Genomic DNA, 24450 nt, shown 5'->3' with positions numbered 1-24450 from the left:
AATATATTTAGTAATTAGGGGTAATCCCCTAATTACTAAATCATTAATTTTAATTATTCAAATATTTTTTGTCCATCAACTTCTGTTTCAAGAGCTTTTAAAGCCTTTTCAACAAGTTTTCTTCTTAATGTATATTCATCCTCTTTTGTTAAGTTTGGATTTCCAAGTGGATGAGGAATAGCTACTGTAGGAATTATTCTATTAGCTCCAACAGTTAAAGATACTGGAGTAATAGTACACATGTGAACTACTGGAAGTCCAGCTCTTTCTATTTCTTTAACAAGCGTTGCACCGCAACGTGTACAAGTTCCTCACGTAGAAGTTAATACAACTGCATCTACGCCGTCAGCTATTAATTCTTTAGCTGCAAACTCACCATATTTTTTAGAAGATGCAACAGCTGTACCATTTCCAACTGTAGAATAGAAGTATCTGTGTAATGCTCCTATTTTCCCTTCTTTTTCAAGATCTCTTAGAACATCTACTGGGATAACTCTATCTGGATCTTCATTAGCATACACTGGATCATGACCACCGTGTGCTGTTTCAAAAGTTTCTCCAGTTAAATCATTAATTCCTTCTATATCATATTTACCAATTTTAGAAGCTGAAGATGACTCTATGTGATCTGGGTTTCCTTTTGGAACTATACCACCAGATGTAACTATAGCAATTTTAGCTTTAGTTATATCTTTTATTGCTGGCATTGGATCAACTCTATCAAAGTCAGGCATTTTAAATTCTGTAACGAATTCTTCACCTTTTAATTTTTTAACAAGCATGTCAACTGCTCTCTTAGATCCTCTTTCAGTTGCAAAATAGTTCTTTCTTATTCCTCTTTCAATGTAGTTCTCTTCTACTGGAGAACCTACTTCTTCTCCCTTAGCTAATTTAATAGCTAATTTAGCCATTTTAGGTAATGCATCTCTCATACCTACAGCACTATTTCTTGTAGAGATAAGATATAAATCTTTTTTATACATGTCTGCACCTGGATTTTCAATGTACATTCCAGATAATACAGGTATATTCAACTCTTCTTTAACTGCCTTACATACATCTCCACATGCAACACCATATCTTCCAGCGTTAAATGCAGGTCCAGCTATAAATAAATCTGGATTATATTTTTTTACCATTTCGATAATTTCAGCTTGTGCTTCTTTTGTATTCTCAGCATAATAAGAATCTCCACAAATAACTGTAGCAACTATCTCAACGTCTTCTTTCTTTAATAACCCATTTAATCCAAGTCCAGGTCCTACAAACCCTTCACGAACCTCAGGTTTAATATCAGCTTTTTCTTCTCCGCCTATTCCTGCGTAGAATTGGTTTATATAATGAACAACTTTTAACATAGGTGTTCCCCCTTTCATGGGACTTGCCCTCTAGAAATTCTATTTCTTAGGTCAATTAATTTAACATTTTCTATTAAAATTATTTATTAAAGATATTTACAGAATTGGTCTCTTACATTTTTAACTTCTTCTATAATAGCATCAACATCAAGAACCATTTCCATCATTCCGCATTGTTCGTCATAAATAGCTTCATCACATTCTGCTTTCATTTCTGGCTCTACAACGTGGAAAACAGATAATCCAAGATCAACTCCTGCTAAAGGACCTGCAAATGTTGGGTCTCCAGCAGCAACTGTTTCAGCAGATAATCCAGATGCTTCCGCTTCTGCTCCTCCGATTACTACCACCATGTTCTCTGCACCATATTTTTCAGTTAAATCTTTAACTCTTTGTTGGATCTCCAGATCCATTGCACCTGCAGCTGTTCAGACAAAGCACTCTGTTGATGCAAAAACAACTTCTGCTCCTGCTGATTTAACACAAGCCTCTATAGCTGGTCCTGGTATTCCGTCTCTATCTCCTATACAGATAGCTTTTTTTCCTTGTAACATAGTATCTATCTCCTTTTCAATGTACTCATAATCATTAAACTAAACTTTTTAGTTATATTTTAAAATTAATATCCTTTTGCTGTTAAGTAGTTAAATCCTACTTCGCTAGTTGCTCCAGTAATAACTTGGATTTCAGCTTCAATTGATCCATCTTCTCTTAAGCTTCCCATGTGTCCACCAGCAATAGTATTTGCAGCATCTACATGACCAATTACTCTTTTCATAGGTGGTAAAATAACAACTTCGTTAGCATTACCTCCAGTTACTACAGCATCACCCTTTGGAGTTGAGTCTGCTAATGATTGAGACATACCATCTTGACCAGCATACTCATCTGTAACTAGAACAGTTTTAACTCCTTTAGCTGTAACCTTATTACAGTTCATAACTAAGTCCGCATCTGGATTTCCAAATCCTTCTTCAGAAATTATAGCAGCATCTGCTCCTAAGAATTCTACTAACTTAGCAACCATATTTGATGATCTCTCTTTATCAGCTAGATATACGTTTTCATTTGTTATAACGCAACCTAAGAAGTTAAAGTCCTTGCCATGTCTCTCATATAAATCTTCTATTATTGGATGATTCATATGAACATAAGAAGGGTTCTTATCACAAGCAGATACACAGTTTCCACTTACGATAGCTCCGTCAAATACTTCTGTTGGATAAATAAATGTAGGAATTATTTTCTTAGCATCTACACCATATACATAAGTATCATGTAATAATCCTTGTGTTTGAAGCATATATACATATACTACCTTAGGTAACTCTGGATATTGTTGAACTTGTTGTAGAAGTGGTAGTGTCTCATAAGTTTTCACTTCATCAGGTTCCACATTCTTACCTGCTTTTCCAAGGTATGTAGCTGCTTTAAATCCTATAGTTCTTACTGCTTCTTCATGATCATGTTGTAAAATTCCTTCTTTTGGTTCACATATAATCACAAGGTTATTTGTTTTTGAGAACGGTGTATATTTAGCACCTTCTCCACTCATATCAACTATACCTTCTTGGAACCCAACTATTTTACCAGTAGTTACAACTGCAGCTCCTTTTAAAACATGTGTTCTTCCAGAACCTACTGTATCTACCTTACTAATAAAACCTGGAAATATTCCACCATTTCCTTCTACTTTAACTCTTGGTTCAACTACGTCTTTTACAGGTATTATTCTAACTTCCTCACCTGGTCTTGCAATATCAAAATCGATACTTGCAATTCTTTCGTCACCAGATACCTCGTTTAATAACTCCTCTTTGTTTACATAAAGAACTCCGTTCTCAACTTTTGTTTCTGGTCCAAATTGAAGATCCTTAATAAATATCTTTCCAATCTCTAGACGCAAAACCTTCACCTCCTAAAAATATATAGGTCACTTTTTATTTATTAGAAGATGGGAGGTAATCCTCCTCATCTAATAACCTTTTAAACCTTGAAAATTGAAATTATAATGTTTCGTAGTATTCTTTAATGAATCCTTCGATATCATCTAGTGTAGCAATTTTATCTGGAGTTATTGTAGCTACACAAGCTCCACCATTGTAAATTTTCATAGTTGGAAGTCCTAGAACTTTTTGTCCTATAGCAACTCTTCTTGCTCCACCTATGTTTAAGCTAGCAAATTTTATTTTATCTTCATACTTAGGTTCTAAATCGTGAACACCTGGCATTAAAGCTATACATATTTCACATTTATCTCCCCAAAAATCTACGAAAACTGGTTTATCACTGTTTAAAACTTCTGACTCAAAATTATCTTTGTTTAATTCTATCATTTTATTTTACCTACCTTTCATATTATAAATATTTATTAATATATAATTTACCTAAAGTAAATAAATTATATTCTAATGTAAATTTTCTATATAATGCTCTGCATTAGTAGCCGCAATAGCTCCATCTGCTGCCGCTGTAATAACTTGTCTTAATGATTTTTCTCTAACATCTCCAGCTGCAAATACTCCTGGTATGTTAGTTCTCATTTCTTCATCAGTTATTATATCTCCTCTTTCAGTCATGTTTACTTTACCTTTAAACAGTTCTGAAATTGGTAAATATCCAACAAATACAAAGCAACCATTAACTTCTAAAGTACTAACTTCACCAGTTTTTCTATTTTTTATAGTTAAGCTTTCTAGAATTTCATCTCCGTTAGCTTCTTCTACAACAGAGTCCCAAATAAATTTGATTTTAGGATTTGCAAAAGCTTTTTCTTGTAGTGATTTAGCTGCTCTTAATGAATCTCTTCTATGAATTACAGTAACAGTTTCACCAAATTTAGCAAGATATATAGCTTCAGTAATAGCTGAGTCACCACCGCCAATTACAGCAATATCAAGATCAGTAAAGAAATCTGCATCACATGTAGCACAATAAGAAACTCCTCTACCTCTTAACTCTATCTCATTTTTAAATCCACCAAGTCTTGGAGTCGCTCCAGTTGCAATTATTATTGTTTTAGCTTGATATTCACCTTTTCTACATTTAATAACTTTAATATCACCTTCTAAAACAGTTTCAACTACTTCGTCTTTAACAAACTCAGTACCAAAATCTTCTGCTTGTTGTCTCATTCTTTGACTTAATGTTGTTCCAGTACACTCTTCAATTGAACCTGGATAATTCTCTAGTTCGTCAGTTGTTGTTGCCTGACCACCATATTTCGCCCTCTCAATGATTAACGTTTTCATTCGTGATCTTGAAGCATATAGTCCTGCTGATAATCCTGCAGGTCCTCCTCCAATTATTATAGTGTCATAAATTTGTGACATATCAATATACCTCCCTTAGTTAATAGCATGATCTATTAAGTCTGAATCTATTACTTGAAAATCTGTTAATATTTTTTCACTCCATTTTGGAGTGTTAAAATCTCTTAAAAATTTTTCTGTTGTACCTATAGCATTTTCTATAATTTCTAAAGACTGCAAATCAACTCCATTGACAACCTCCGTTGAAACACAAACAGTTCTGTAAGGAGTTTCATTGGGCTTTACACTTCCCATCAATGGATGAGTAAGTATTCTATTGCCTTTATGAATATAATTTCTTACTTTTTTTAGTATATCCAACTGGGGCACATCTATAAACTCAACTTTAAACTTTTCTTCAAATTTTTCTTTTGACATAGGATTGTTAGTTACAATAAATAATGGTTCTATCATTTAAATTCCTCCTATTAGGTGAATATAAAAAAGCATAGCGCAAAATATTAATATATTTTGCCCTATGCCTCTGTATTTTAACCTGAGAGTTTTGCTCCTTCGGTGCATATACGCTTTCCAGAGTTTTGTCCATTTTCGGTCCTTTTGCCTGAGAGTTTCATATTTATTTGGCAAAATAAATACTTGCTTCTTCGGCTACCTAATTTAATAGATCCTCTCCCGAAAATATCATCCAAATTATTATTTTCTTTACTTGCTATCTTTAATACCAGTATATAATATATTTGTCTAATATTCTACATATTTTTATTGTTTTGTTATTTGATTTTTCTATAGTTTCTATAAAGTTTTTTTAATGAAAATATTCTGTCAATTATATATATCATTATATCCTACATATATATCCCCTACTAATATGGAGAAATTCGTTGCATACCAACCCCTAGAGCATACTCATATACCTTTTTTTTTCATTTTCAAAAAAATTTTAAAATAAATTTACTTATGATATATTCAAATGCCTATGCGTATAAACGTAAAAATACATTGATATTTTTTTAACTTTTTAAATATGGTTATTATTTTTTCTATAAATCAATTTCTGTACTTTATTGTTATTAAAATATATTTGAACCGCCCAATGTACAATAAATTTATTTGTATATTATAATTTAAATTATAAATTTTTATTCTGTTTATAATAATATGGAAGGATATAACCTTAAATCATATCCTTTTTAATACACTACTTCATATTTTTAAATCCGATTTGTCTCAATCCCTCATAAGCAATTATAGCAACTGTGTTGGAAAGGTTAAGAGATCTAGTTATAGTATCTACCATAGGCACCTTTATAAGATTATCTTTATTTTCTTCTCTTATATAATCAGGTAATCCTTTAGATTCTCTACCAAATACTAAAAAATCACCTTCTTTAAAATTGGGTTCATTATAATATTTAGTTCCTTTAGTAGTACAAAAATAAAATGTTCCATTCTTATATTTTTCCCTTAAAGCTTCATAACTTTCATGAATTTCTAACTCTAACTGTGGCCAATAGTCAAGTCCAGCCCTTCTTACTGCTTTTTCATCCAAGCTAAATCCTAAAGGTTTTATTAAATGCAGCTTACAGTTAGTAAGTACACAAGTTCTACCTATATTCCCAGTATTTTGAGGAATTTCTGGTTGAAATAATACTATGTTTAAGTTCACTATTACGTCCTCCTAAAAATAAGCCTATTCAGGCTTGATAAAGATATAATACTTCATTTCTATTTCTATGTAAAGTTTATAACTTTAAAAACTTTGTTTAACATTCTATTTTAATATAAACTCTTCAATGACATGAGCAACTCCATCATCTTCATTACTAAGAGCCACATAATCTGCTTGTTTTTTTACAAATTCTTCAGCATTTCCCATAGCTACACCTACCCCAGCAAATTTAATCATAGAAATGTCGTTTTCGTTGTCTCCCATACAAATTACTTCCTCTCTATGAATTCCATAATACTCGCATATTTTCTTTACTGCTTCTCCCTTGGATGTCCCCTTTTTCATAATCTCAAAGCTACTCTCCATAGAACTTACTACTTCAAAGCTTTTTAAATTTAAAAATTCTTCCTTTGCAGCTATAACTCTCTCTTTATCCTCATGTACTACCATAACCTTAATCAGATTTCCATTTTCTTCAAATAACTTTTCCCATTCATTTATAATTCTTATGGCTACCTGTCTATTTTTAGGTAAGGTTGCATTTGCTTTACTATATATTAATGCTGAATGCTTTATCTCTTCTGTATATATTGTGTCAGTACTATAAAATTGAGGCATAATATCATACTTTTTTAATAATTTTAAAATGACTCTACATTCTTCTTTATTTAGATACTCTTCATATATAGCTTTATCTAAATCTTTTTCTCTAATATAAGCTCCATTTGAAGCTATAATAGGAGTTTTCACCCCTATTATATCCCCATAATAATTGGCTGACACAAATATTCTTCCTGTGGCAACTACAAATTTAACTCCTTTATTATGAGCTTCATTGATTGCATTTAAATTTCTTTCAGATATTTTCTTTTTACTATTTAATAATGTGCCATCCATATCAACACAAATTAATTTATATTTCATTAGTCCCTCCATAGATTAAATACAAAATACTTATTAATAATGTATTTATACCATTTTTCTCTTTCCTTAATATAATTCTCAATATACATGAAATATTCTTTTTTTTCAAATGTACTTGATAATATTTCTCCATAAAATTCATCATAGACCAAATTTACAATATCTCTTAATCTATTTTGTAGTTCTCTATCCCTTATAGACTCTACAAATTCTAAATCTCCACTACTTTTACTTTTTACTATACCTTGAGTTCTTAGTCTTTTTAAATAATAATTATATAAAGGTATCATGCTTTTATTATTAACTATTCTCATCTTATTAATCTGATACAGTCCAGCAAATATAGCTATCATTACAGCTAATGCTCCTGTAGTTACATATATTCCTATATATCTATTTAATTTATCATCTTCTCCTATTTCACTTTCCTCTTCATTAAATCCTGGCTTATTTTTATTAATTTTATTATTATTAGATTCATTATTGGAATTACTTTCTGTTGCTGTATTTTCTAATTCAATTTCTTCTTGAGATTCTTCGTATTCTGTGGGAGTTGGTGCCGAATCTACTATGGCCCATTGATTTCTATAAGGGTTTATAAGTATTTCTGCCCATGCATGAGCGTCAGCATTAGTTACCTTATAGCTACCATCCTCTCCTTTATCATCTGACATCTTAAATCCTTCTACATATCTAGCTGGAACACCTGCAATTCTACACATCATTACTGTTGCAGACGCAAAATAAGTACAATATCCTTTCTTATCTAACAGTATAAAATTACTTACAAAATCGTTATATTCATCATTATCTCCAACATTAGTAACATACTTATAATTTTTCATCAAATAACTTCTTATAGCTAAGGCTTTTTCGTGAGTGGTTAGTTCCTCCACAGTCTTTTCTTTTGCTTGTGCTTCACCAATTAATATATCATCAACTATTTTATATACTTCATCATTAATCGGAGCATCAAGCTGAAGATAATTCATGTAATGTAGCATAAAGTTATTTAAAAAGGAACTTTCTTTGTTTACATACTCCATACCTTTAGATGTATCTATTGATGACATTAAATTTTCTCTATAAGAATAATCATCAACTCCAAACTCCCTTTGAGGCATTATATAAATTTCATTCAATGGAGTTTTTTTATACATAGAATTTTGAATTCCTTCAAGATAATTATCAAAATCACCATAAGATATATAACTAACCTTGTAAGGTTCTTTTATCTCTACATCACTCATAAATATAGGAATTAAATCTACAAACAAATCCTTACTATCATTAATAATATTATTACTATTATTAGGAGTAAAATAAGAAGTAGTTTTAAAGTTTTTTCCTGGAATTATAGTTAATGTTTTTTCTTCAGTCTGAAAACTTTCATCTTTTGTTGGTTGCATAAGTTTATGCATGGGCATATTGGAAGCTTCATTAATCTCAACCTTTCTCATTACTTTATCTTCAGATTTTATCCATGATCTTCCTGTATAATAATCCATAGCCTTTCCTCTTAAATAAAAAGGCTTATCTGATATTACTTTAAACACCTCTCTACGATTTAATGCTATTGATCCTCCTAAAATTGTAGATGAATCACTATACCCACTTTGCTTCATTGAAAAGCTTCCCTTCAAAGCTTCTAAAGAAGGATTTTTTTCCTTTTCTTTTTTTCTTGCAAATTCATTTCTAAAAAAAGTAGTAACACTGTCTACAGTTTTCCCTTTGTATTCCTGTGGTAACATAAATACTAATCCAGGAATTAGTAAAGCAAGTATTAGTATTAACGTAATCATATATGTTATATTAATATCTATTTTAACTTCTCTTCCTCTATATTCTCTGCATTTTTTAATATATTCTCCTGTTCCTAATGTTATAATAACAGCTGCTAAAAAATAAGGAATGTTAGGAATAACATTTTTATAGAATATTTGGTACCAGAAAATCACAAAAACACCTATTGAAAAAAACAAAGGAGTATATATGAATTTCTGAGTTATAGATATAAGCACAGCTATAAGTAAAGGAATTCCTATTGAAAATATATGAATAAACTCCTCAAAGTTAATATTTTTAGCCTTGAGGGCTGCATTATTTATATTTTTTAAATTAAGTGATATTACTTCAATTTCCTTCAATACAAATATTCCAGAAGTTTTATAGCTAATTATCCCTATTAAAATAAAAACAATAATAAAAAAGATTATTTTTTTCCTTATACTATTAAGTACTTTAGAAAAAAACAGGTAAATTAGTATACCCATGGCAAATAGTAGAAGTAAAAATACAAAATTTAGTTCCTCTATTTTAAAACAATCTACTATAAGCTTTATTACTAATGTAAAATTTATAATAACTAAAAAAGATTTTAATATTTTTTCTTCAATCACTCTCATGGCATCACCTTATTTCTTCTATGCTATAACAATTTATACCTTTATTTAACATATGTGAAATAGCATCATCACTAACCTTCGGTATTTTATCTAAATAAAATAATGTAACCTCATATCCCTCTGTAGATAAATTTATAAAGTAATCTATATTTTCTTTACTCATATCATAGGTTACTATGACAACAGCACTTTTCTTATTCACATTATACATAAACTTCTTCATAAAAAGAGGCAACTTACCTCTTCCCTCACTGTACTTACTTACCATATGAGTTTTTAATCCTTCTAAATGCTCTTTATTGCTAATATTAAAAACTTCAGTATTTTCTCCTATAATTATAGCTTGTGAATTAGCGCTTTTCTCCTGCATATATTTTATTAGAGATAAGAAAAACTCTACAAGTTCTTCCTCTCTTACTCCATCTTTATCCATACTAAGAGGATCTTTTCTTAAGTCTAAAAACACATGTATACGAGGACTTTCACTACTTTCATATTCCTTTACAAATAATTTTCCATGTTTTGCAGTAACCTTCCAGTTTACCCTTCTATAACTATCTCCAATTCTATATTCTCTAATATTTTTGATAGTTTCTAAGCTTTCTGGTCCTTTGTTTAGCTCCTGCATTATTGTTTTAGTATTAAACTCTCTTAAATTAGCTCCTTTAATTTTAATGCTCTTCAAAGTGTATATGCTAGGATATACCTTTATAGTTTCTTTATGGCTATAGGAACATTTCCAAGTAAAAACTCCAAATATATCACTAACTATACTCGTTGTGCTACCTAACCTATAGTCACCTCTAATTGGTATTTTTATATCTTTCTTTATAAATTTATTACCATTTATTTTTATAGAAATAATATCTCCTCTATATTTATTCATAATTCTTTTTAAAAGAGAATTTTCAATTTCCATATATGATATTGGAAATATTGAATCATTGTATACCTTTATAATTATATTATTATTTTCACCTGCAATTATTTCCTTTTTATCACTAACTACATCAATATTTAAATTTTTACTTACAAAATAAATATATATACTTGTAATGATCAACACTAAGAGAAGGCAATAAAAAATAGAATAGGGTAAATTCCCTCCTGAAAACAGAGCAAATATATAAGACAGAATAGTTAATATAAAATAGGACTTTTTAATCTTCAACATATACTCTCACCTTTGGAGCTATTACCACATTTAAAATTTCTTCTAAAACATTTTCAGCCTTTATTCCCCTTGCAATGGAGCCATTGGTTAATATTATCCTATGAGAAAGAACTAACTTAACATTTTCTTTAACATCTTCTGGTATTACATAATTTCTATTCTTTATTAAGGCTGTAGCCTGTGCAACCCTAAGTAATGCTAATGAAGCTCTTGTACTTCCACCTAATACTATCTCTTTATGGTTTCTTGTGGCATCAATAATATTTACTATATACTTGTTAATCTCATCATTAACCTTTATCTCCTTAACCTGTTTTTGAATATTTATTATATCTTCTTTTGAAGCCACTGGCATTAATTTATCTAATGGATTTTCTTGTCTATACAAATTTAAAATATAAGCTTCATCCATTTTGCTTGGATAACCAAGATGTACTTTTATCATAAATCTATCCAGTTGAGCCTCAGGTAAAGAAAAAGTTCCCTCATATTCGATAGGATTTTCTGTAGCCATTATAAAAAATGGCTTCTCTACCTCATAGGTTATGCCTCCTTCTGAAACTTGCATTTCTTCCATGACTTCTAATAGTGCAGACTGTGTTTTTGGTGATGTTCTATTAATCTCATCTGCTAACACTATATTTGAAAATATAGGTCCCTTATTAAAAGTAAACTTCCCTGTACCAGCATTGTAAATTGAGATACCAGTAATATCTGATGGAAGTAAGTCAGGTGTAAATTGAATTCTACTATATGTTAAGCTCAAACTTTCTTTTATGGCTTTTATCAAAGTTGTCTTTCCAACTCCTGGTACATCTTCTATTAAAATATGACCTCCTGAAATCATACCTTTCATGATATCATAAATCTCCTTTTGTTTTCCAACTATAACTTTTTCTATATTAGTAACAATATTTTCAATAAGTTCTACATTGTTTTTCATTTTAATCCTCCCAATTTTGTCCCTTATTTTATTCTTACTATTTCGGTAACATCACCAAAAAAACCTTTTAATTTTTTGAATTTTTTAAAAATTTTACCCAGATATAGACATTCTATGCCTATATCTGGGTAATAATTTTAATCTTTTCCTATTCTAACAACAGTATTTTTACTAGCATATATACTTTCACCAACTAAAATCTTTTCTACTATTTCACCATTTTCATATCTAATTCTATAGGTATTTACTATATATCCATTTACACCATTTTTTTCTATCACTATTTTGCCCTCTTCTAAGCTATAATCATAAATAATTTCTTTTTTAGGCTTTATTTCCTTTGCAATTTCACTTCTTATTTCATAATGGGGGTCACGTTCTTCTTCATTAGAAAATATATTAAAAGTTATTTCTTTGTCTTTGACAATAACTTCAAGTAAAATAGGATAGCTATAATTATTTTTAAACTTAAAATCTGAAGCTCCATAAGCTATCATGGCATCCTGTCCCATGGGCACATATGATATTATCTTACTATGATTTTTCCTTTCCGTTATATATAAATTACTTTTTAGTACGGCATTATATAAAGTTGAAGAAACTTGACATACCCCTCCTCCAATTTCATCTATAAAGGCTCCGTTTTTAATTACCTTTGCATATTCAAAACCTTTTCCTGGGGTGGTTGCACCTACAACCTTATTGAAACTAAATTCATCTCCTGGCATAATTATAGTATTATCTATATACTTAGCTGCCATTTCAATATTCCTACACCTTCCAAAACTAGAATTTATAAAACTAGTTGTATAGGATGCTATCTTAGTATTTATACTTTTTAAGTCATCTTCCATAATCTTAGGAAACACCTTATTAAAATCCGCATTTATGATAATATCACCATCATCTACACTATTATTTATAGCTTCTATAATACTTTTATTTAATGCTTCTTCATTTATCTTTCTACCTATTTCGTGAGGCGTTATAAGAAATCCACTCCATTCATGATCTACTGTTGCATTTACCGGTGACTTATTTTGTTCTTTTTCTATAACCTTTAAAAACTTGTTAAAACTATCAGCCTTTAGACTTGTTTCCGTATAAAACTCCCTGTCTATACCTTTCTTAATATTTTTATATTTACCTATAAAACTGCCTTCCTTTCCCCAAAGTAATGCCATATCAACAATCTCTTCTATATTCTCACTAACACCTAGTTCACTAAAAGATATTTCATAACTCTTTTCATCAATTTGAACTTTTACATTTCTATTTAAATTTATATCTGTTATATCTTTATCTACTTTAAAAATAGCTTCTTCTTTACTTAATAATGAAACATCTATTTTGTTAATACTAATTCCTTTACATATAAAATTTTCATGATTTCTAATAATAATTTGTACCTTTATTAATATGAAAGAACAAACAATAAACAATATTGTTAGTAATAGAAAAGTTATTCCCATAAACTTTTTTTTCAAACCATTCACCTCCATATATAAAATATATGAGTCTAAGTAAGTCATTATAATATGTAGTTATAAATTTTCAAAAATAGGCACTTAGATTAAATCCTTAATCCAAGTGCCTATTAAAATTATTTAAGATATATTATATTGTACTATGACATTCTTTTTATTCTTCGCTTCCAGCTTGGAGATAAAATTTCATCTATAATATCTCCCATAACCGCAATCCCGCATAGCCTATCTTCTTCATCCACAACGGGTACAGAGTATAAATCATACTTTACAGCTATAGCTATAGCAACATCGATTTCATCTGTGTCCACCACTTTAAATGGTTGTGTATTCATCATTGACTTTAGTTTAGCATCTGAATCAGATATCACTAAATCAATTAGAGGAACAGCTCCTTGTAGCCTTTCTTCTTTGTCAACAATATATATATAATGAGCTATTTCTTCATCTGGTCTAAGCTCTTTTAGTATATTAATGGTTTCTTTTACAGTTATATCTATATTAAAGGATATAAAATCAGTATTCATTATATTACCAACTACTTCATCCTCATATTTCATAAGATCTCTAATTTCAGTTTCATCATCATCATCTAAATTCACTAATACACGATTGGTAGTTTCTTCGTCCATATCATCTAGCATATTAGCAATTTCATCATTGGGCATAATATCCAATATTTCCCTTGCCTTATCTTCACTCAAATTTTTTAAAATATCCTTTACCATATCATGGTCAACTTCTTCTAAGGTATCTGAAGCTAAATCTATATCTAGTCCATCTATTACTTTAACTCTGTCTTCTAATGATAAATCTTCAAGAATTTTAGCAATATCTGCTGGATGTAACTTACTTAACTTATTGTATGGAGTTGTTAGCTTTAAAGAAGAATCTACCATCTCTAAAGATTGAACGCTCTCCCAACTTATTAAATTTTCTTTTGGCTCTTTATTAAATAGAGCATATACATGCTTTATTGGATTCTCAATTTTCATTTTTCTAGCAATTGCTAAAGTACCCGACTCTACTCCAATCACAGTTAAATAGCCATTTCTTTTAACCATTTTCAAATCAACAACTCTAACTATTTTTTTACCATTTACATCTACTATATCTTTATCTAATAAATGTTGAGATAAAAGATATGAATATTTCCTTGGAATTATATCTTTAACTTGTACAACCTTTATAATGAATTTACCATTTTCTTTATACACATCAATATTTCTAAATTCAAAGTTTTCAATTTCTCTTCCATTTTTAATCTTGTATCCAATAGCCCTTGGATATCCATAATCTGTAGTTACATAAATATCTTCTAACTTTCCTATACAATAATTTAATTCATCATAAACCCATCTGTTTAAAATACTACTTAGATAAAATTCTGATAGTCTATCCATGTTATTCCTCCTTCAATAGAGGAATATGTATATAAGTGTCTATAACTTAATAAACAGTACTCCTCTATTTCTATTCGATTTATAAATGTCATCACAGTCCTTACACAACAAAGGCCCACCGTCCATTAATTTCTCACCACCTAATTAAATATATTTATATTACTTATTATAGTCTACATCTTTAATTTTGTAACTATATTATTCAAATTTGGTTGAATTTCTTCATATTTATTTAATATCATGACTTTTCTCTATTTTTATTCAATTTACTATCTTATTCTAAGTCAATCTAACTTTTATATAAAATTTTCCTATGATAGTCCTATTCATATTTGTCTCTTATTATGATAATATAGTTTAATGTACAAATTAGTGCGAGAAAGGAGGTATCTTATTATAAACTTGCTGATATTATTGAAATTATTATTGTCATTAGTATTCTCTTTAAGAATTTAATTACTCGAAGTAAGTTTATATAAGAAAACCTATGAAAAGTAATACACAATTTTTACCTATTTCTAGAGAAGATATGAAAAAAAATCATATTTCTCAACTTGATTTTATAATAATAACTGGAGATGCATATATAGATCATCCATCCTTTGGAACTGCGATAATTGGAAGGCTTTTAGAAAGCGAAGGTTTTTCTGTGGGAATTATAGCTCAACCTAGTTGGGACTCTTGTGAAGACTTTAAAAAACTTGGTGAACCTAAATATGGATTTCTTATAAACTCCGGAAATATAGATTCTATGGTAAACCACTATACTGTTGCTAAAAAGAAAAGACATGATGATCTTTATTCTCCTGGTGGTAAGGGTCGTTATAGACCAAATAGAGCTGTTATAGTGTATTCAAACAGAGCTAGAGAAGCATATAAAAATACACCTATAATTATTGGTGGTATAGAAGCTAGTCTTAGAAGATTTGCCCACTATGACTATTGGGATGATAAAATTAGAAAAAGTATAATTCTTGATTCCAAGGCCGATCTTTTAATATATGGTATGGGTGAAAAACCTATAGTTGAAATTGCCAATTTATTAAGATATGGAAAACCAATTAATCATATTACTTCAGTTAGAGGAACTTCTTACGTGACCAATAAATTAGATGACATTAAAGACTATATATTGTTGCCTTCATTTGACGAAATTACTTCTGATAAAAAAGCTTATGCTAACAGCTATTTTCTTTCTTCTAGAGAACAAGACTCCGTATGGGGTAAGCCCTTAGTAGAGCCTTATGGTGATAGATTTGTAGTTCAGAATCCACCTCAAAAACCTTTAAGTACTAGGGAAATGGATAGGGTTTATAATTTACCTTATACTAGAACTTATCATCCTATTTATGAAGAAGCTGGTGGTATACCTGCTCTTAAAGAAGTTAAGTTTTCTATAACTAGTCATAGAGGTTGTTATGGAAGTTGTTCCTTTTGTGCTCTAACTTACCATCAAGGTAGAGTTATTCAAAATAGGAGTCAAGATTCTATAGTATCGGAAGCTAAACTTTTAACTGAAGATAAAGATTTTAAAGGATATATACATGATATTGGTGGTCCAACAGCTAATTTTAGACAGAGGGCTTGTAAAAAACAAATTGAACATGGAGTTTGTAAGGATAGGCAGTGTATGTTTCCTACACCTTGTAAAAACTTAATAGTAGATCATACTGAATATTTAAGTCTTCTAAAAAAAGTTAGAACCTTACCTAATGTAAAAAAAGTTTTTATTCGTTCTGGTATCAGATATGATTATCTAATATACGATAAAAATCCAAAATTTTTTAATGAACTATGTGAACACCATATAAGTGGTCAGCTAAAAGTAGCTCCTGAACATATAAGTGATAAGGTACTTTGTGAAATGGGTAAACCTTCTAAAGATGTTTACGAAAGGTTTATAACAAAATATCATGCCATTAATAAAAAATTAGGAAAGAAACAGTTTGTGGTACCCTATCTTATGTCTAGTCATCCTGGTAGTGATTTAAATGCTGCCATAGAGCTAGGACAATATATAAAATCCATGGGACATATGCCAGAACAAGTTCAAGACTTTTATCCTACACCAGGTAGTTTATCAACTACCATATATTATACTGGTATAAATCCATTTACTAATAAAAAAGTTTATGTAACCAAAAGTCAAAAGGAAAAAAATATGCAAAGAGCTCTTTTACAATTTGGGAACCCTGAAAATCACAATCTAGTTAAATCAGCTTTAACTAGTTGTCATAGAGAAGATTTAATAGGTAACGGTAAGAATTGTCTAATTCCAACTAATCCTATTATAAAAAGAAAGTCTTCTCAAACTCCTAATAATAAGGAAAAAAGTAATGTAAAGAACACTAATTTAAAAAAATCATCTAAAAATACTACCCCAAATAAAAGAGCTAAGAAAACTTCTTATAGAAAATAACTTATTATCATTCATCTAACTGATAAAGGCTATTTAAGATTTTAATTAAACATAAATCTCAAATAGCCTTTTATTTTATATCTATCTTATGCCTTTTACTATTCTCTGTTTAAAAGTTCTAATGCTTCCATAAAGTACTATCATCCATGATAAATCACCTAACAACAAATAACCTATATTCTCACTGCTTTGTAATGTTACTGCAGTGGTTCCTACAAATACTAGAGAAGCTATACCAATTAATGCTGCCCCCCACTTTACACTATGCTTATACCTAAAGCTTTTTATCCCCATAAAAAACGATAATCCATTAATACACAATAATATTTTATATGGTAACAGATTACTTAGAATAACATTATATCCATAGGATAATGATATATAATACTCCATAGGAACTTTAAACATACATATCAAATAAATAACTATGCCCATAATAAAAATTCCATAAAACCATTTTATATCCATCCTTGTATTTCTATAAAAAACATATAAACAAATATATATAATTATAGGAATATATATAATGTTTAAAAACACTAAATTCTTCATTAAGTATACACTTTTCATGTTATCTGCTAGAAGAAGCACTAGTAAGCTAACTATTCTTAATATAATTAGGATAAAAGATATGGTAAGTACTTCTTTTATTTTAACAGGGCAATACCTTATGCTTGAGGTTATAGACTCATAACTCAAAAATATCATGGCTAAAATTAAAAACAAATATATATAAATATTCAATATCCACACTCCAAAATAATAATTATATTTATATATATTACTTTTTTATATGTTTTATGAAAACATTACTCCTCTTTGCATCCTATTATTTTAATAGACCTACGTTCGCAGGTGATTTTAAGTGGAAAATCAGGGCCTTTTTCTCCATCAATATCTGTAGCTATATTCTCATCACAATCTATGGTTAGCTCTTTACATTTGAAATAAAGTATTCCATCCATATCAGCAACTTGACCCTTTTTCATCATAATAATTAAATTATTAAAAGCATTTTTCAAAATTTCCTTTTTTATAACAACCACATCTAATAATCCATCATCTGCTTCTGAGTAATCTGCAAATTTAATATTTCCTGCTGTTTGACCATTAAATACTAGTATAGTATATATTTTACCTTCAAAATTTACTACTGGAGAAGTAATCTTAACATCTATTTTTTTTAGATTTTTAACCTCTTCTGCAGCTTTTACATAATAAGCCAGCTTTCCCATTGTGTTTTTAAGACTATTATCAGTTTTTTGAGATATATCTGTAAACAGTCCTGCACTAGCTACATTTACAAAGTATTTATCATTTATTCTACCAAGATCAAAACGCTTGACCTTCCCATCTAAAATTTGCTTACAAGAAGCAGATATATCATTAGGCACTCCTAAGTATTTAGCAAAATCATTAGCTGTACCTACTGGTAAAAAGCCTACAGGAATATCTACGTTATTTTGCTTCATCTTATTTATTACTGAATCAATAGTCCCATCTCCACCTGCTATTAGTATATACTTATAGCTTTCATCTATTTCAATGAGCGCATCTCTAATATCAGAATCATGACTAATTCTAAAAGGTTCTATAGTATATCCATACTGTTGATGAATTTTGATTACCTTATCTATGTTGTTTATTATTGAATTTTCTCCCGAGTAAGGATTATAAATAAATTTAACTCTTTTCATAATTTCCTCCTATATTATTTATAAACAATATAACTTAATTATGCCCATGAATATTATTTATAATTATATATAATACTTTATTTACCTTAATCTATATCATATTACCATTTTAAAAACCTTTTTTCAAATTTTAAAATTTATTCATGCTTTTTTATATTTAACAATTAATTTTTACTTTCACTGCATATATATTTTACAATGGTAACCAAAATGTATATAATAAAATAGAGGTGATAGTGTGAATAAATCTATTATCCCAAATTCTATGACTTTGGGTAACTTAATTTGTGGAGTTTTATCAATACAATTTACTATAAATAATGATTTTACTACAGCTGGAATTTTAATCTTATTAGGAGGAATCCTTGATAGATACGATGGTACTGTAGCACGTTTTTTAAACACTCATAGTGAACTGGGAAAAGAACTTGATTCTCTAGCGGACTTAGTTTCCTTTGGCGTAGCTCCATCAATTTTAGCCTTTTCCCTATATGGATTTAGTAATTTTGGACTTTTAGGTAAAATTTTATTAGTATTATTCCCTGTGGCAGGAGCTTTTCGTTTAGCTAGATATAATTGTACAGATTTTAATAATGTTTTTACTGGCATACCTATAACTATAGCTGGTAGTTTACTAGCTGTACTTGAGATTTTTTCTACGGTAAGACCCATCCCATCAATCATTCCAATGGTATTTATGACATTGCTTTCATACCTTATGGTTAGTCATTTTCAAATTAAGAAAAAATAAAATAGTAATATTAAAAGCGACTATNNATAGTCGCTTTTAATATTACTCATGAATATATTCTAAACCACATAATAGTATGAAAGAGTAACCACTAAATATACTGCTATAAGTAACGCCCCTTCAAACCAATAGGTCTTACCATCTTGAAACACAAAATAAGACATTCCCATAGCTATAGACATGGTTACTATTTGAAAAGTTGAAAACAGTAGGTTTACTTGGAACCCCATAAAGGAAGAGCAAATAACTAATATAGGAATCACAAACATAGTAATTTGTATACTAGAACCTATGGCAGTTTCTAGACTAGCATCTATTTTATTTTCTAAAGCACATACTATGCTTGATGCATTTTCACCAAAGGAGCCTAAAAGTGGAATCAATATTATTCCTAAAAATTCTTGTGAAACTTTATATTCTTCAACAATGGCATTTACACCACCAACTAATCTTTCACTTATAAAATATAAAAGTATAGTTACAATAATAATTAACCCAAATACTTTTCTAGTGTCGTTCTTATCACCATTCTTAGGTAACATTTTTTTTTCATCTAATATAAATAAATTACTATGGGTATATAAGGAAAATATTAGCCCTAATATATATACGCATATCAATACAACACCTATGATTAAACTTATTTTTTGAAAACTACCATTATCAACAATAGAGTATCTATTTAAAGCGGATACAATTATTATAGTAAACATAACTAAAAATAACATATTTAAATTTGTACGTGCAATTATTTTATTAAATTTTTGTTCCCTATATTTTATACCACCACAAAACACTGCAATTCCTAACCCCAGTAGCATATTTGTAATAACAGCACCTAAGAGCCCTGCCTTTGCCATGGAAATCATACCATACTTTATAGACCAAAGTCCCATCATAAGTTCTGGCACATTACCTGCTGTAGCTGAAATAAGGCCGCCTCTTTTTTCACCTATATAATCTGATATTTTTGAAGTTCCTCTTCCTAATAAAATGGCTAAAGGGATCATTACTAATGAATACATTATAACATTAATTATGTTAGAATTTATATTTATAAAAAGCAGTACAATAGAGATTAATACTATGGTTAATGTTACTACTTCTTCTTTTCCAATAAAATCTTTTTTCTTAAAGTCTTTCATATTTTCCTCCACAATATAACATAGATATATATTTACTCTATTCATTTCATAAAGAAACAGTTACACCTATATTTTTTACTAAAGGTGTAACTGTAATGAAATACTTTATTTTAGTTTTTTATTTATTAGAAAATACTTTTTCTTTTAACTTTTGACCACATGGAGTTACTGCAAGACCACCTAAGGCAGTTTCTCTTAATTCACTAGGCAAGGCTCTTCCTATTTTGTACATAGATATGACTGTATCATCAAAAGGAATCTTACTCTCAACACCTGCCATTGCCACGTCTGCCATGGTAAGGGCACTTACCGCTCCTGCTACATTTCTTTTAGCGCATGGTATCTCAACTAATCCCGCTATTGGATCACAAACTAAGCCTTCCACATTTTTTATTACCATAGCCCCTGCATCAAATGCCATTTTAGGAGTTCCTCCCATCATTTCTACAATGGCAGCTGCAGCCATAGCAGCTGCACTACCACATTCTGCTTGACATCCACCTTCAGCACCTGCTAGAGTTGCATTTTTAGCAATTAAAATCCCAACCCCCGAAGCTGTAAATAAAGCAGTTATCATTTCATCATCAGTTTTATTTAATTTCTCCCCTGCTGTAATAATAGCTGCAGGTATAATACCACAGCTCCCTGCAGTAGGTGCTGCTACTATTCTTCCCATGGCTGCATTAACCTCAGAACAAGATAATGCTCTTGCCATAGCTTTGACTATAAAATCACCACATAAGGTTTCTTTTTCTTGGAAGTACTTTCTAATCTTAGTTGCATCACCACCTATAAGACCGCTTATAGATATAATCTCTTTATCCATAGCTTCTTGAGTTGCAGACTTCATAACTTTTAGATTTTCTCTCATCATTTCAATTAATTTTTCCCTAGAAGTTTCTGAAGATTCCAGTTCCTCTCTTATAGTATATTCTGCAATGGTTATGTTCTCTTTATTACATAATTCAATTATTTCTGTTGCCTTTGATAAAAACATTAAAGCTACTCTCCTTTCATTGGTGGTAATATTTCCTCTACATTTTTCACATTTTCTATCTTTCTTATTTTATCTACCACTTGATGATTCACTATCCCATCAGTTTCAACCACCGTTGAAGCTTCTAATCCCTTAGCTTTTCTATATACATTCATTGAAGCTATATTTATATTTTCATTAAATAAAAGATTGCTAACATTATATATCATTCCTGGTACATCGAGATGAGTAATTATAATAGTTGGATATTCTCCTGTAAAATGGATGCTTTGTCCATCTAATTCGAATATAACAATATTTCCTCCGCCTATGGATGAACCTGTAACAGTGGTTTCTATTCCTTTGGAATCCTTCATTACAAATTTAACTGTATTAGGATGTACATCACCTAGATCCGTTTCTTCAAAGGTAAATTTTACTCCTCTTTCTTCTGCTATAGTAAAAGACTCTTTTAATCTATAATCCCAGGGATCCATTCCTAAAATTCCAGCTACTAGTGCCCTATCTGTACCATGTCCTTTATAAGTTTTTCCAAAGGAGCCATGAAGTAAAAATTTAACTTCCCTAACATCATCTTCTGCAATCTTTGCAGCTAATTTTGCAAGTCTTGCAGCTCCTGCTGTATGTGAGCTTGAAGGTCCAATCATTATAGGACCAAGAATGTCAAACACGCTATAACTTTTCATAATTTCCTCCTATAAAATACCACTATAGAATATACTAAAATTTATTATTTCATTGACTCCTGAATTAATAGTTATTACTTAGTATATCCATTTTATATAATACCATTAGTTAAAGATTAAAAATATGTAACTTTTAAATAAGAATTATGTAAAAATATATCTATAATATTTATACCATAAAACTTATTGACAATATATATATTTTTTCGATATAAATAGAGCTCGGTAATAGTGTTTTTTTGTATACCATTATTACCTAGCTCTATTTAATTAATATTCATTTTAAATTTAATATTGATAAAAACAACTTCCCCCTATAAATTCTGTAATTAAAGAATTTGTTGGAACAACATCCTTATCTACTTCTTTAAAAAAATGTAAAAATTCTATAAGTCTTCTTGCTTCATTGTAGACTGAACTTTCTGGTTTCACTTTATATAGCTCTTCTAATGCATATTTCTTTAAAACTGCTAACTCATATATAAGTGCTGAATTAAACATTACATCTGCATCTTCTTGATACGGAAATATATTCTTATCTTCTCCTCGTCTTATAGAAGACCACATTTTCAGTGTATATTCTACATCATATCCTCTTGACAAATAATCTCTAACTATTCTTCTAATCATCCTTACATCCGTTGTTGCTATTCTATTGTGAGCATCCATATTTATTTGAGTTAATGGACTAATATATACTTTAAATTTATGATTATGAGGAATTGAAGCTGTTAGGACTTCATTTAAGCCATGTATTCCCTCAATTACTATTACTCCCCTATCTGGAAGCTTCACTTTATTTCCTAACCACTCTCTTTTACCTGTTATAAAATTAAAGGTTGGAAGCTCAACTTCTTCTCCATTTAAAAGCATTTTTAGTTGTTCATTAAATAACTCTAAATCCAATGCAGTTATACTTTCAAAATCATATTCTCCAAATTCATCCTTTGGAGTAAGCTCTCTATCTATAAAATAGTCATCTAATGATATTGGTACTGGAATTAATCCATTAACTCTCATTTGAATTCCCAACCTCTTACAAAATGTGGTTTTTCCTGAAGATGATGGCCCAGCTATTAATATTAACTTTATATCACGATTTTTCTTTATTTTATCAGCAATATTAGCTATTTTCTTTTCGTGCAAAGCTTCTGCAACTCGTACTAAAGTCACAATATCACCATGTTCTATCTCATCATTTAAAGCACCTACATGGGCTATATTTAGTATATCTCCCCATTTCTCAGCTTCATAGAATATCTTTGCTAACTTCCTATGTTTTTCAAATCGTGGAATTTGGGTTGGCTCTTCTTGAGTTGGAAATCTTAGAATAAACCCTGGATCATAGTAAATTAAATCAAAACATTTTAGTATATCTGTATTAGGTATCATTGGTCCATAAAAATAACCAATTTCTTCACCCAACTTATAAATTATTATACTGCTCTCATTTACATTTTTAAAAACACTAACCTTATCATCCATGCCAGCTTCTCTAAATAAATCTATAGCATCTTCCTTACTATAATTTTTCTTTTCAATTTCCATGTTAGTATCTACTATCTCAAGCATTCTCTTTTTTATGGCATATACATCATCTATGCTTAGATGTATGTCTTTATATATTTCACCAAATAATCCTTTACTTAAAGAATGTTCTATGGTTATTTTACTATCTGGAAATAAATCCTTGGTAGCTTTTATTAAAACAAATTGTAAACTTCTTATATAGCACATAATTCCTTGTTTATCTGTAATATCAACAAACTCTATATCACAATCCTTCTCAAGAACAGTTGATAACTCCCTAAGTTTACCGTCCACTTTAACCAAAACTATAGGTACTTTATTGTCATGGCCATATCTTTTTATCAAATTATAACACGTTATTCCTCTATGAACTTCTATGATTCTTCCTTCTATTCTTATCTTGATTTTATCCATACCCTCACCTCTATTATAATTATTTAGTTATCATATATTATTTCCTAATCCCTTAATTAACTAATAAAATCATAATCCTAATAAAATTTAAACTTAAATTATATTATATATTTGTATTACTTATTATATTACATAATTGTAAATATGAAACCAACAAACCACAAATAATTTATTAT

The 24450-nt window shown here is 29.5% G+C and carries 21 protein-coding genes and 2 riboswitches; of the genes, 2 read left to right on the top strand and 19 right to left on the bottom strand.

What is annotated here, in order from left to right; genetic code table 11:
• Positions 1 to 53 precede the first annotated feature (53 nt).
• The 13 genes from grdB to B3086_RS05350 form a co-directional block, all read right to left on the bottom strand.
• A complete protein-coding gene (grdB, locus tag B3086_RS05410) occupies positions 54 to 1358 on the bottom strand; it encodes a glycine reductase complex selenoprotein B (RefSeq protein ID WP_346848975.1) in 1305 nt (434 codons plus the stop codon).
• 86 nt (positions 1359 to 1444) lie between these two features.
• Positions 1445 to 1912, bottom strand: a complete 468-nt coding sequence (gene grdA, locus B3086_RS05405) for a glycine/sarcosine/betaine reductase complex selenoprotein A (RefSeq protein ID WP_343826952.1) — start codon at positions 1910 to 1912, stop codon at positions 1445 to 1447.
• Between the two features lie 65 nt (positions 1913 to 1977).
• On the bottom strand, positions 1978 to 3264 hold the full coding sequence (locus B3086_RS05400; protein ID WP_346848974.1) for a glycine/sarcosine/betaine reductase component B subunit: 1287 nt from the start codon (positions 3262 to 3264) through the stop codon (positions 1978 to 1980).
• Positions 3265 to 3364: 100 nt separating this feature from the next.
• Positions 3365 to 3694 (bottom strand): thioredoxin family protein, encoded by a 330-nt coding sequence (locus tag B3086_RS05395; protein ID WP_035132410.1) that lies wholly within the window; start codon positions 3692 to 3694, stop codon positions 3365 to 3367.
• A gap of 72 nt (positions 3695 to 3766) precedes the next feature.
• Positions 3767 to 4690, bottom strand: a complete 924-nt coding sequence (trxB, locus tag B3086_RS05390) for a thioredoxin-disulfide reductase (protein WP_346848973.1) — start codon at positions 4688 to 4690, stop codon at positions 3767 to 3769.
• 15 nt (positions 4691 to 4705) lie between these two features.
• The gene (locus tag B3086_RS05385) at positions 4706 to 5083 is read right to left on the bottom strand and encodes a GrdX family protein (RefSeq protein ID WP_035132414.1); all 378 of its coding nucleotides are present in this window, start codon (positions 5081 to 5083) and stop codon (positions 4706 to 4708) included.
• Positions 5084 to 5151: 68 nt separating this feature from the next.
• Positions 5152 to 5206, bottom strand: a riboswitch (glycine riboswitch).
• Positions 5207 to 5209: 3 nt separating this feature from the next.
• A riboswitch (glycine riboswitch) is annotated at positions 5210 to 5315 on the bottom strand.
• 513 nt (positions 5316 to 5828) lie between these two features.
• Positions 5829 to 6296 carry a tRNA (cytidine(34)-2'-O)-methyltransferase gene (locus B3086_RS05380; protein WP_346892916.1) on the bottom strand — a complete coding sequence of 156 codons (468 nt, stop codon included), beginning with the start codon at positions 6294 to 6296 and terminating at the stop codon, positions 5829 to 5831.
• Between the two features lie 105 nt (positions 6297 to 6401).
• Complete coding sequence (locus B3086_RS05375) at positions 6402 to 7223, bottom strand: Cof-type HAD-IIB family hydrolase (RefSeq protein WP_346848972.1); 822 nt, start codon at positions 7221 to 7223, stop codon at positions 6402 to 6404.
• Complete coding sequence (locus tag B3086_RS05370; protein WP_346848971.1) at positions 7223 to 9628, bottom strand: transglutaminase-like domain-containing protein; 2406 nt, start codon at positions 9626 to 9628, stop codon at positions 7223 to 7225. Before B3086_RS05370 ends, B3086_RS05375 begins: the two co-directional genes overlap by 1 nt.
• A gap of 4 nt (positions 9629 to 9632) precedes the next feature.
• On the bottom strand, positions 9633 to 10694 hold the full coding sequence (locus tag B3086_RS05365) for a DUF58 domain-containing protein (protein ID WP_346848970.1): 1062 nt from the start codon (positions 10692 to 10694) through the stop codon (positions 9633 to 9635).
• Positions 10695 to 10788: 94 nt separating this feature from the next.
• Positions 10789 to 11745 carry an AAA family ATPase gene (locus tag B3086_RS05360; protein ID WP_035132421.1) on the bottom strand — a complete coding sequence of 319 codons (957 nt, stop codon included), beginning with the start codon at positions 11743 to 11745 and terminating at the stop codon, positions 10789 to 10791.
• 137 nt (positions 11746 to 11882) lie between these two features.
• Positions 11883 to 13232: a VanW family protein gene (locus B3086_RS05355; RefSeq protein WP_346848969.1), complete on the bottom strand. Its 1350-nt coding sequence runs from the start codon at positions 13230 to 13232 to the stop codon at positions 11883 to 11885.
• Between the two features lie 140 nt (positions 13233 to 13372).
• Positions 13373 to 14635 (bottom strand): magnesium transporter MgtE N-terminal domain-containing protein, encoded by a 1263-nt coding sequence (locus tag B3086_RS05350; RefSeq protein WP_346848968.1) that lies wholly within the window; start codon positions 14633 to 14635, stop codon positions 13373 to 13375.
• 487 nt (positions 14636 to 15122) lie between these two features.
• Between B3086_RS05350 and B3086_RS05345 the strand changes: the two genes are divergently transcribed.
• A complete protein-coding gene (locus B3086_RS05345; protein WP_346880645.1) occupies positions 15123 to 17054 on the top strand; it encodes a YgiQ family radical SAM protein in 1932 nt (643 codons plus the stop codon).
• 81 nt (positions 17055 to 17135) lie between these two features.
• On the opposite strand, the gene B3086_RS05340 is transcribed toward B3086_RS05345, so the two are convergent.
• Both B3086_RS05340 and B3086_RS05335 read right to left on the bottom strand, forming a co-directional pair.
• Positions 17136 to 17522 (bottom strand): hypothetical protein, encoded by a 387-nt coding sequence (locus B3086_RS05340; RefSeq protein WP_346892914.1) that lies wholly within the window; start codon positions 17520 to 17522, stop codon positions 17136 to 17138.
• Between the two features lie 341 nt (positions 17523 to 17863).
• Entirely contained in the window at positions 17864 to 18751 is an 888-nt protein-coding gene (locus tag B3086_RS05335) for a YegS/Rv2252/BmrU family lipid kinase (RefSeq protein ID WP_346848965.1), read from the bottom strand.
• Between the two features lie 238 nt (positions 18752 to 18989).
• On the opposite strand from B3086_RS05335, the gene pssA reads away from it, so the two are divergent.
• The gene (pssA, locus tag B3086_RS05330) at positions 18990 to 19502 is read left to right on the top strand and encodes a CDP-diacylglycerol--serine O-phosphatidyltransferase (protein WP_035132430.1); all 513 of its coding nucleotides are present in this window, start codon (positions 18990 to 18992) and stop codon (positions 19500 to 19502) included.
• A 59-nt stretch (positions 19503 to 19561) separates the two neighbouring features.
• Here the strand turns inward: pssA and cax are convergent, their stop codons facing one another.
• The 4 genes from cax to B3086_RS05310 form a co-directional block, all read right to left on the bottom strand.
• On the bottom strand, positions 19562 to 20647 hold the full coding sequence (gene cax, locus B3086_RS05325) for a calcium/proton exchanger (protein WP_346848964.1): 1086 nt from the start codon (positions 20645 to 20647) through the stop codon (positions 19562 to 19564).
• A gap of 118 nt (positions 20648 to 20765) precedes the next feature.
• The gene (sdaAA, locus tag B3086_RS05320; RefSeq protein ID WP_346848963.1) at positions 20766 to 21644 is read right to left on the bottom strand and encodes an L-serine ammonia-lyase, iron-sulfur-dependent, subunit alpha; all 879 of its coding nucleotides are present in this window, start codon (positions 21642 to 21644) and stop codon (positions 20766 to 20768) included.
• A 5-nt stretch (positions 21645 to 21649) separates the two neighbouring features.
• On the bottom strand, positions 21650 to 22330 hold the full coding sequence (gene sdaAB, locus B3086_RS05315; RefSeq protein ID WP_346848962.1) for an L-serine ammonia-lyase, iron-sulfur-dependent subunit beta: 681 nt from the start codon (positions 22328 to 22330) through the stop codon (positions 21650 to 21652).
• 288 nt (positions 22331 to 22618) lie between these two features.
• Positions 22619 to 24274, bottom strand: a complete 1656-nt coding sequence (locus tag B3086_RS05310) for a nucleoside kinase (RefSeq protein WP_346892912.1) — start codon at positions 24272 to 24274, stop codon at positions 22619 to 22621.
• Positions 24275 to 24450 lie beyond the last annotated feature (176 nt).

This window comes from Clostridium sp. UBA871 (genome assembly GCF_002295255.1).
Taxonomy (GTDB): domain Bacteria; phylum Bacillota; class Clostridia; order Clostridiales; family Clostridiaceae; genus Clostridium_J; species Clostridium_J sulfidigenes.
The sequence above is the reverse complement of the archived record's forward strand: the minus strand, read 5'-3'. Positions and strand labels throughout refer to the sequence as shown.

Coding starts and splice junctions, on each gene's coding strand:
- B3086_RS05395 (WP_035132410.1), bottom strand. CDS start 3,694: ATGATAGAATTAAACAAAGATAATTTTGAGTCAGAAGTTTTAAACAGT.
- trxB (WP_346848973.1), bottom strand. CDS start 4,690: ATGTCACAAATTTATGACACTATAATAATTGGAGGAGGACCTGCAGGA.
- B3086_RS05385 (WP_035132414.1), bottom strand. CDS start 5,083: ATGATAGAACCATTATTTATTGTAACTAACAATCCTATGTCAAAAGAA.
- B3086_RS05375 (WP_346848972.1), bottom strand. CDS start 7,223: ATGAAATATAAATTAATTTGTGTTGATATGGATGGCACATTATTAAAT.
- B3086_RS05370 (WP_346848971.1), bottom strand. CDS start 9,628: ATGAGAGTGATTGAAGAAAAAATATTAAAATCTTTTTTAGTTATTATA.
- B3086_RS05360 (WP_035132421.1), bottom strand. CDS start 11,745: ATGAAAAACAATGTAGAACTTATTGAAAATATTGTTACTAATATAGAA.
- B3086_RS05350 (WP_346848968.1), bottom strand. CDS start 14,635: ATGGATAGACTATCAGAATTTTATCTAAGTAGTATTTTAAACAGATGG.
- B3086_RS05345 (WP_346880645.1), top strand. CDS start 15,123: ATGAAAAGTAATACACAATTTTTACCTATTTCTAGAGAAGATATGAAA.
- B3086_RS05340 (WP_346892914.1), bottom strand. CDS start 17,522: ATGGATATAAAATGGTTTTATGGAATTTTTATTATGGGCATAGTTATT.
- B3086_RS05335 (WP_346848965.1), bottom strand. CDS start 18,751: ATGAAAAGAGTTAAATTTATTTATAATCCTTACTCGGGAGAAAATTCA.
- cax (WP_346848964.1), bottom strand. CDS start 20,647: ATGAAAGACTTTAAGAAAAAAGATTTTATTGGAAAAGAAGAAGTAGTA.
- sdaAA (WP_346848963.1), bottom strand. CDS start 21,644: ATGTTTTTATCAAAGGCAACAGAAATAATTGAATTATGTAATAAAGAG.
- sdaAB (WP_346848962.1), bottom strand. CDS start 22,330: ATGAAAAGTTATAGCGTGTTTGACATTCTTGGTCCTATAATGATTGGA.
- B3086_RS05310 (WP_346892912.1), bottom strand. CDS start 24,274: ATGGATAAAATCAAGATAAGAATAGAAGGAAGAATCATAGAAGTTCAT.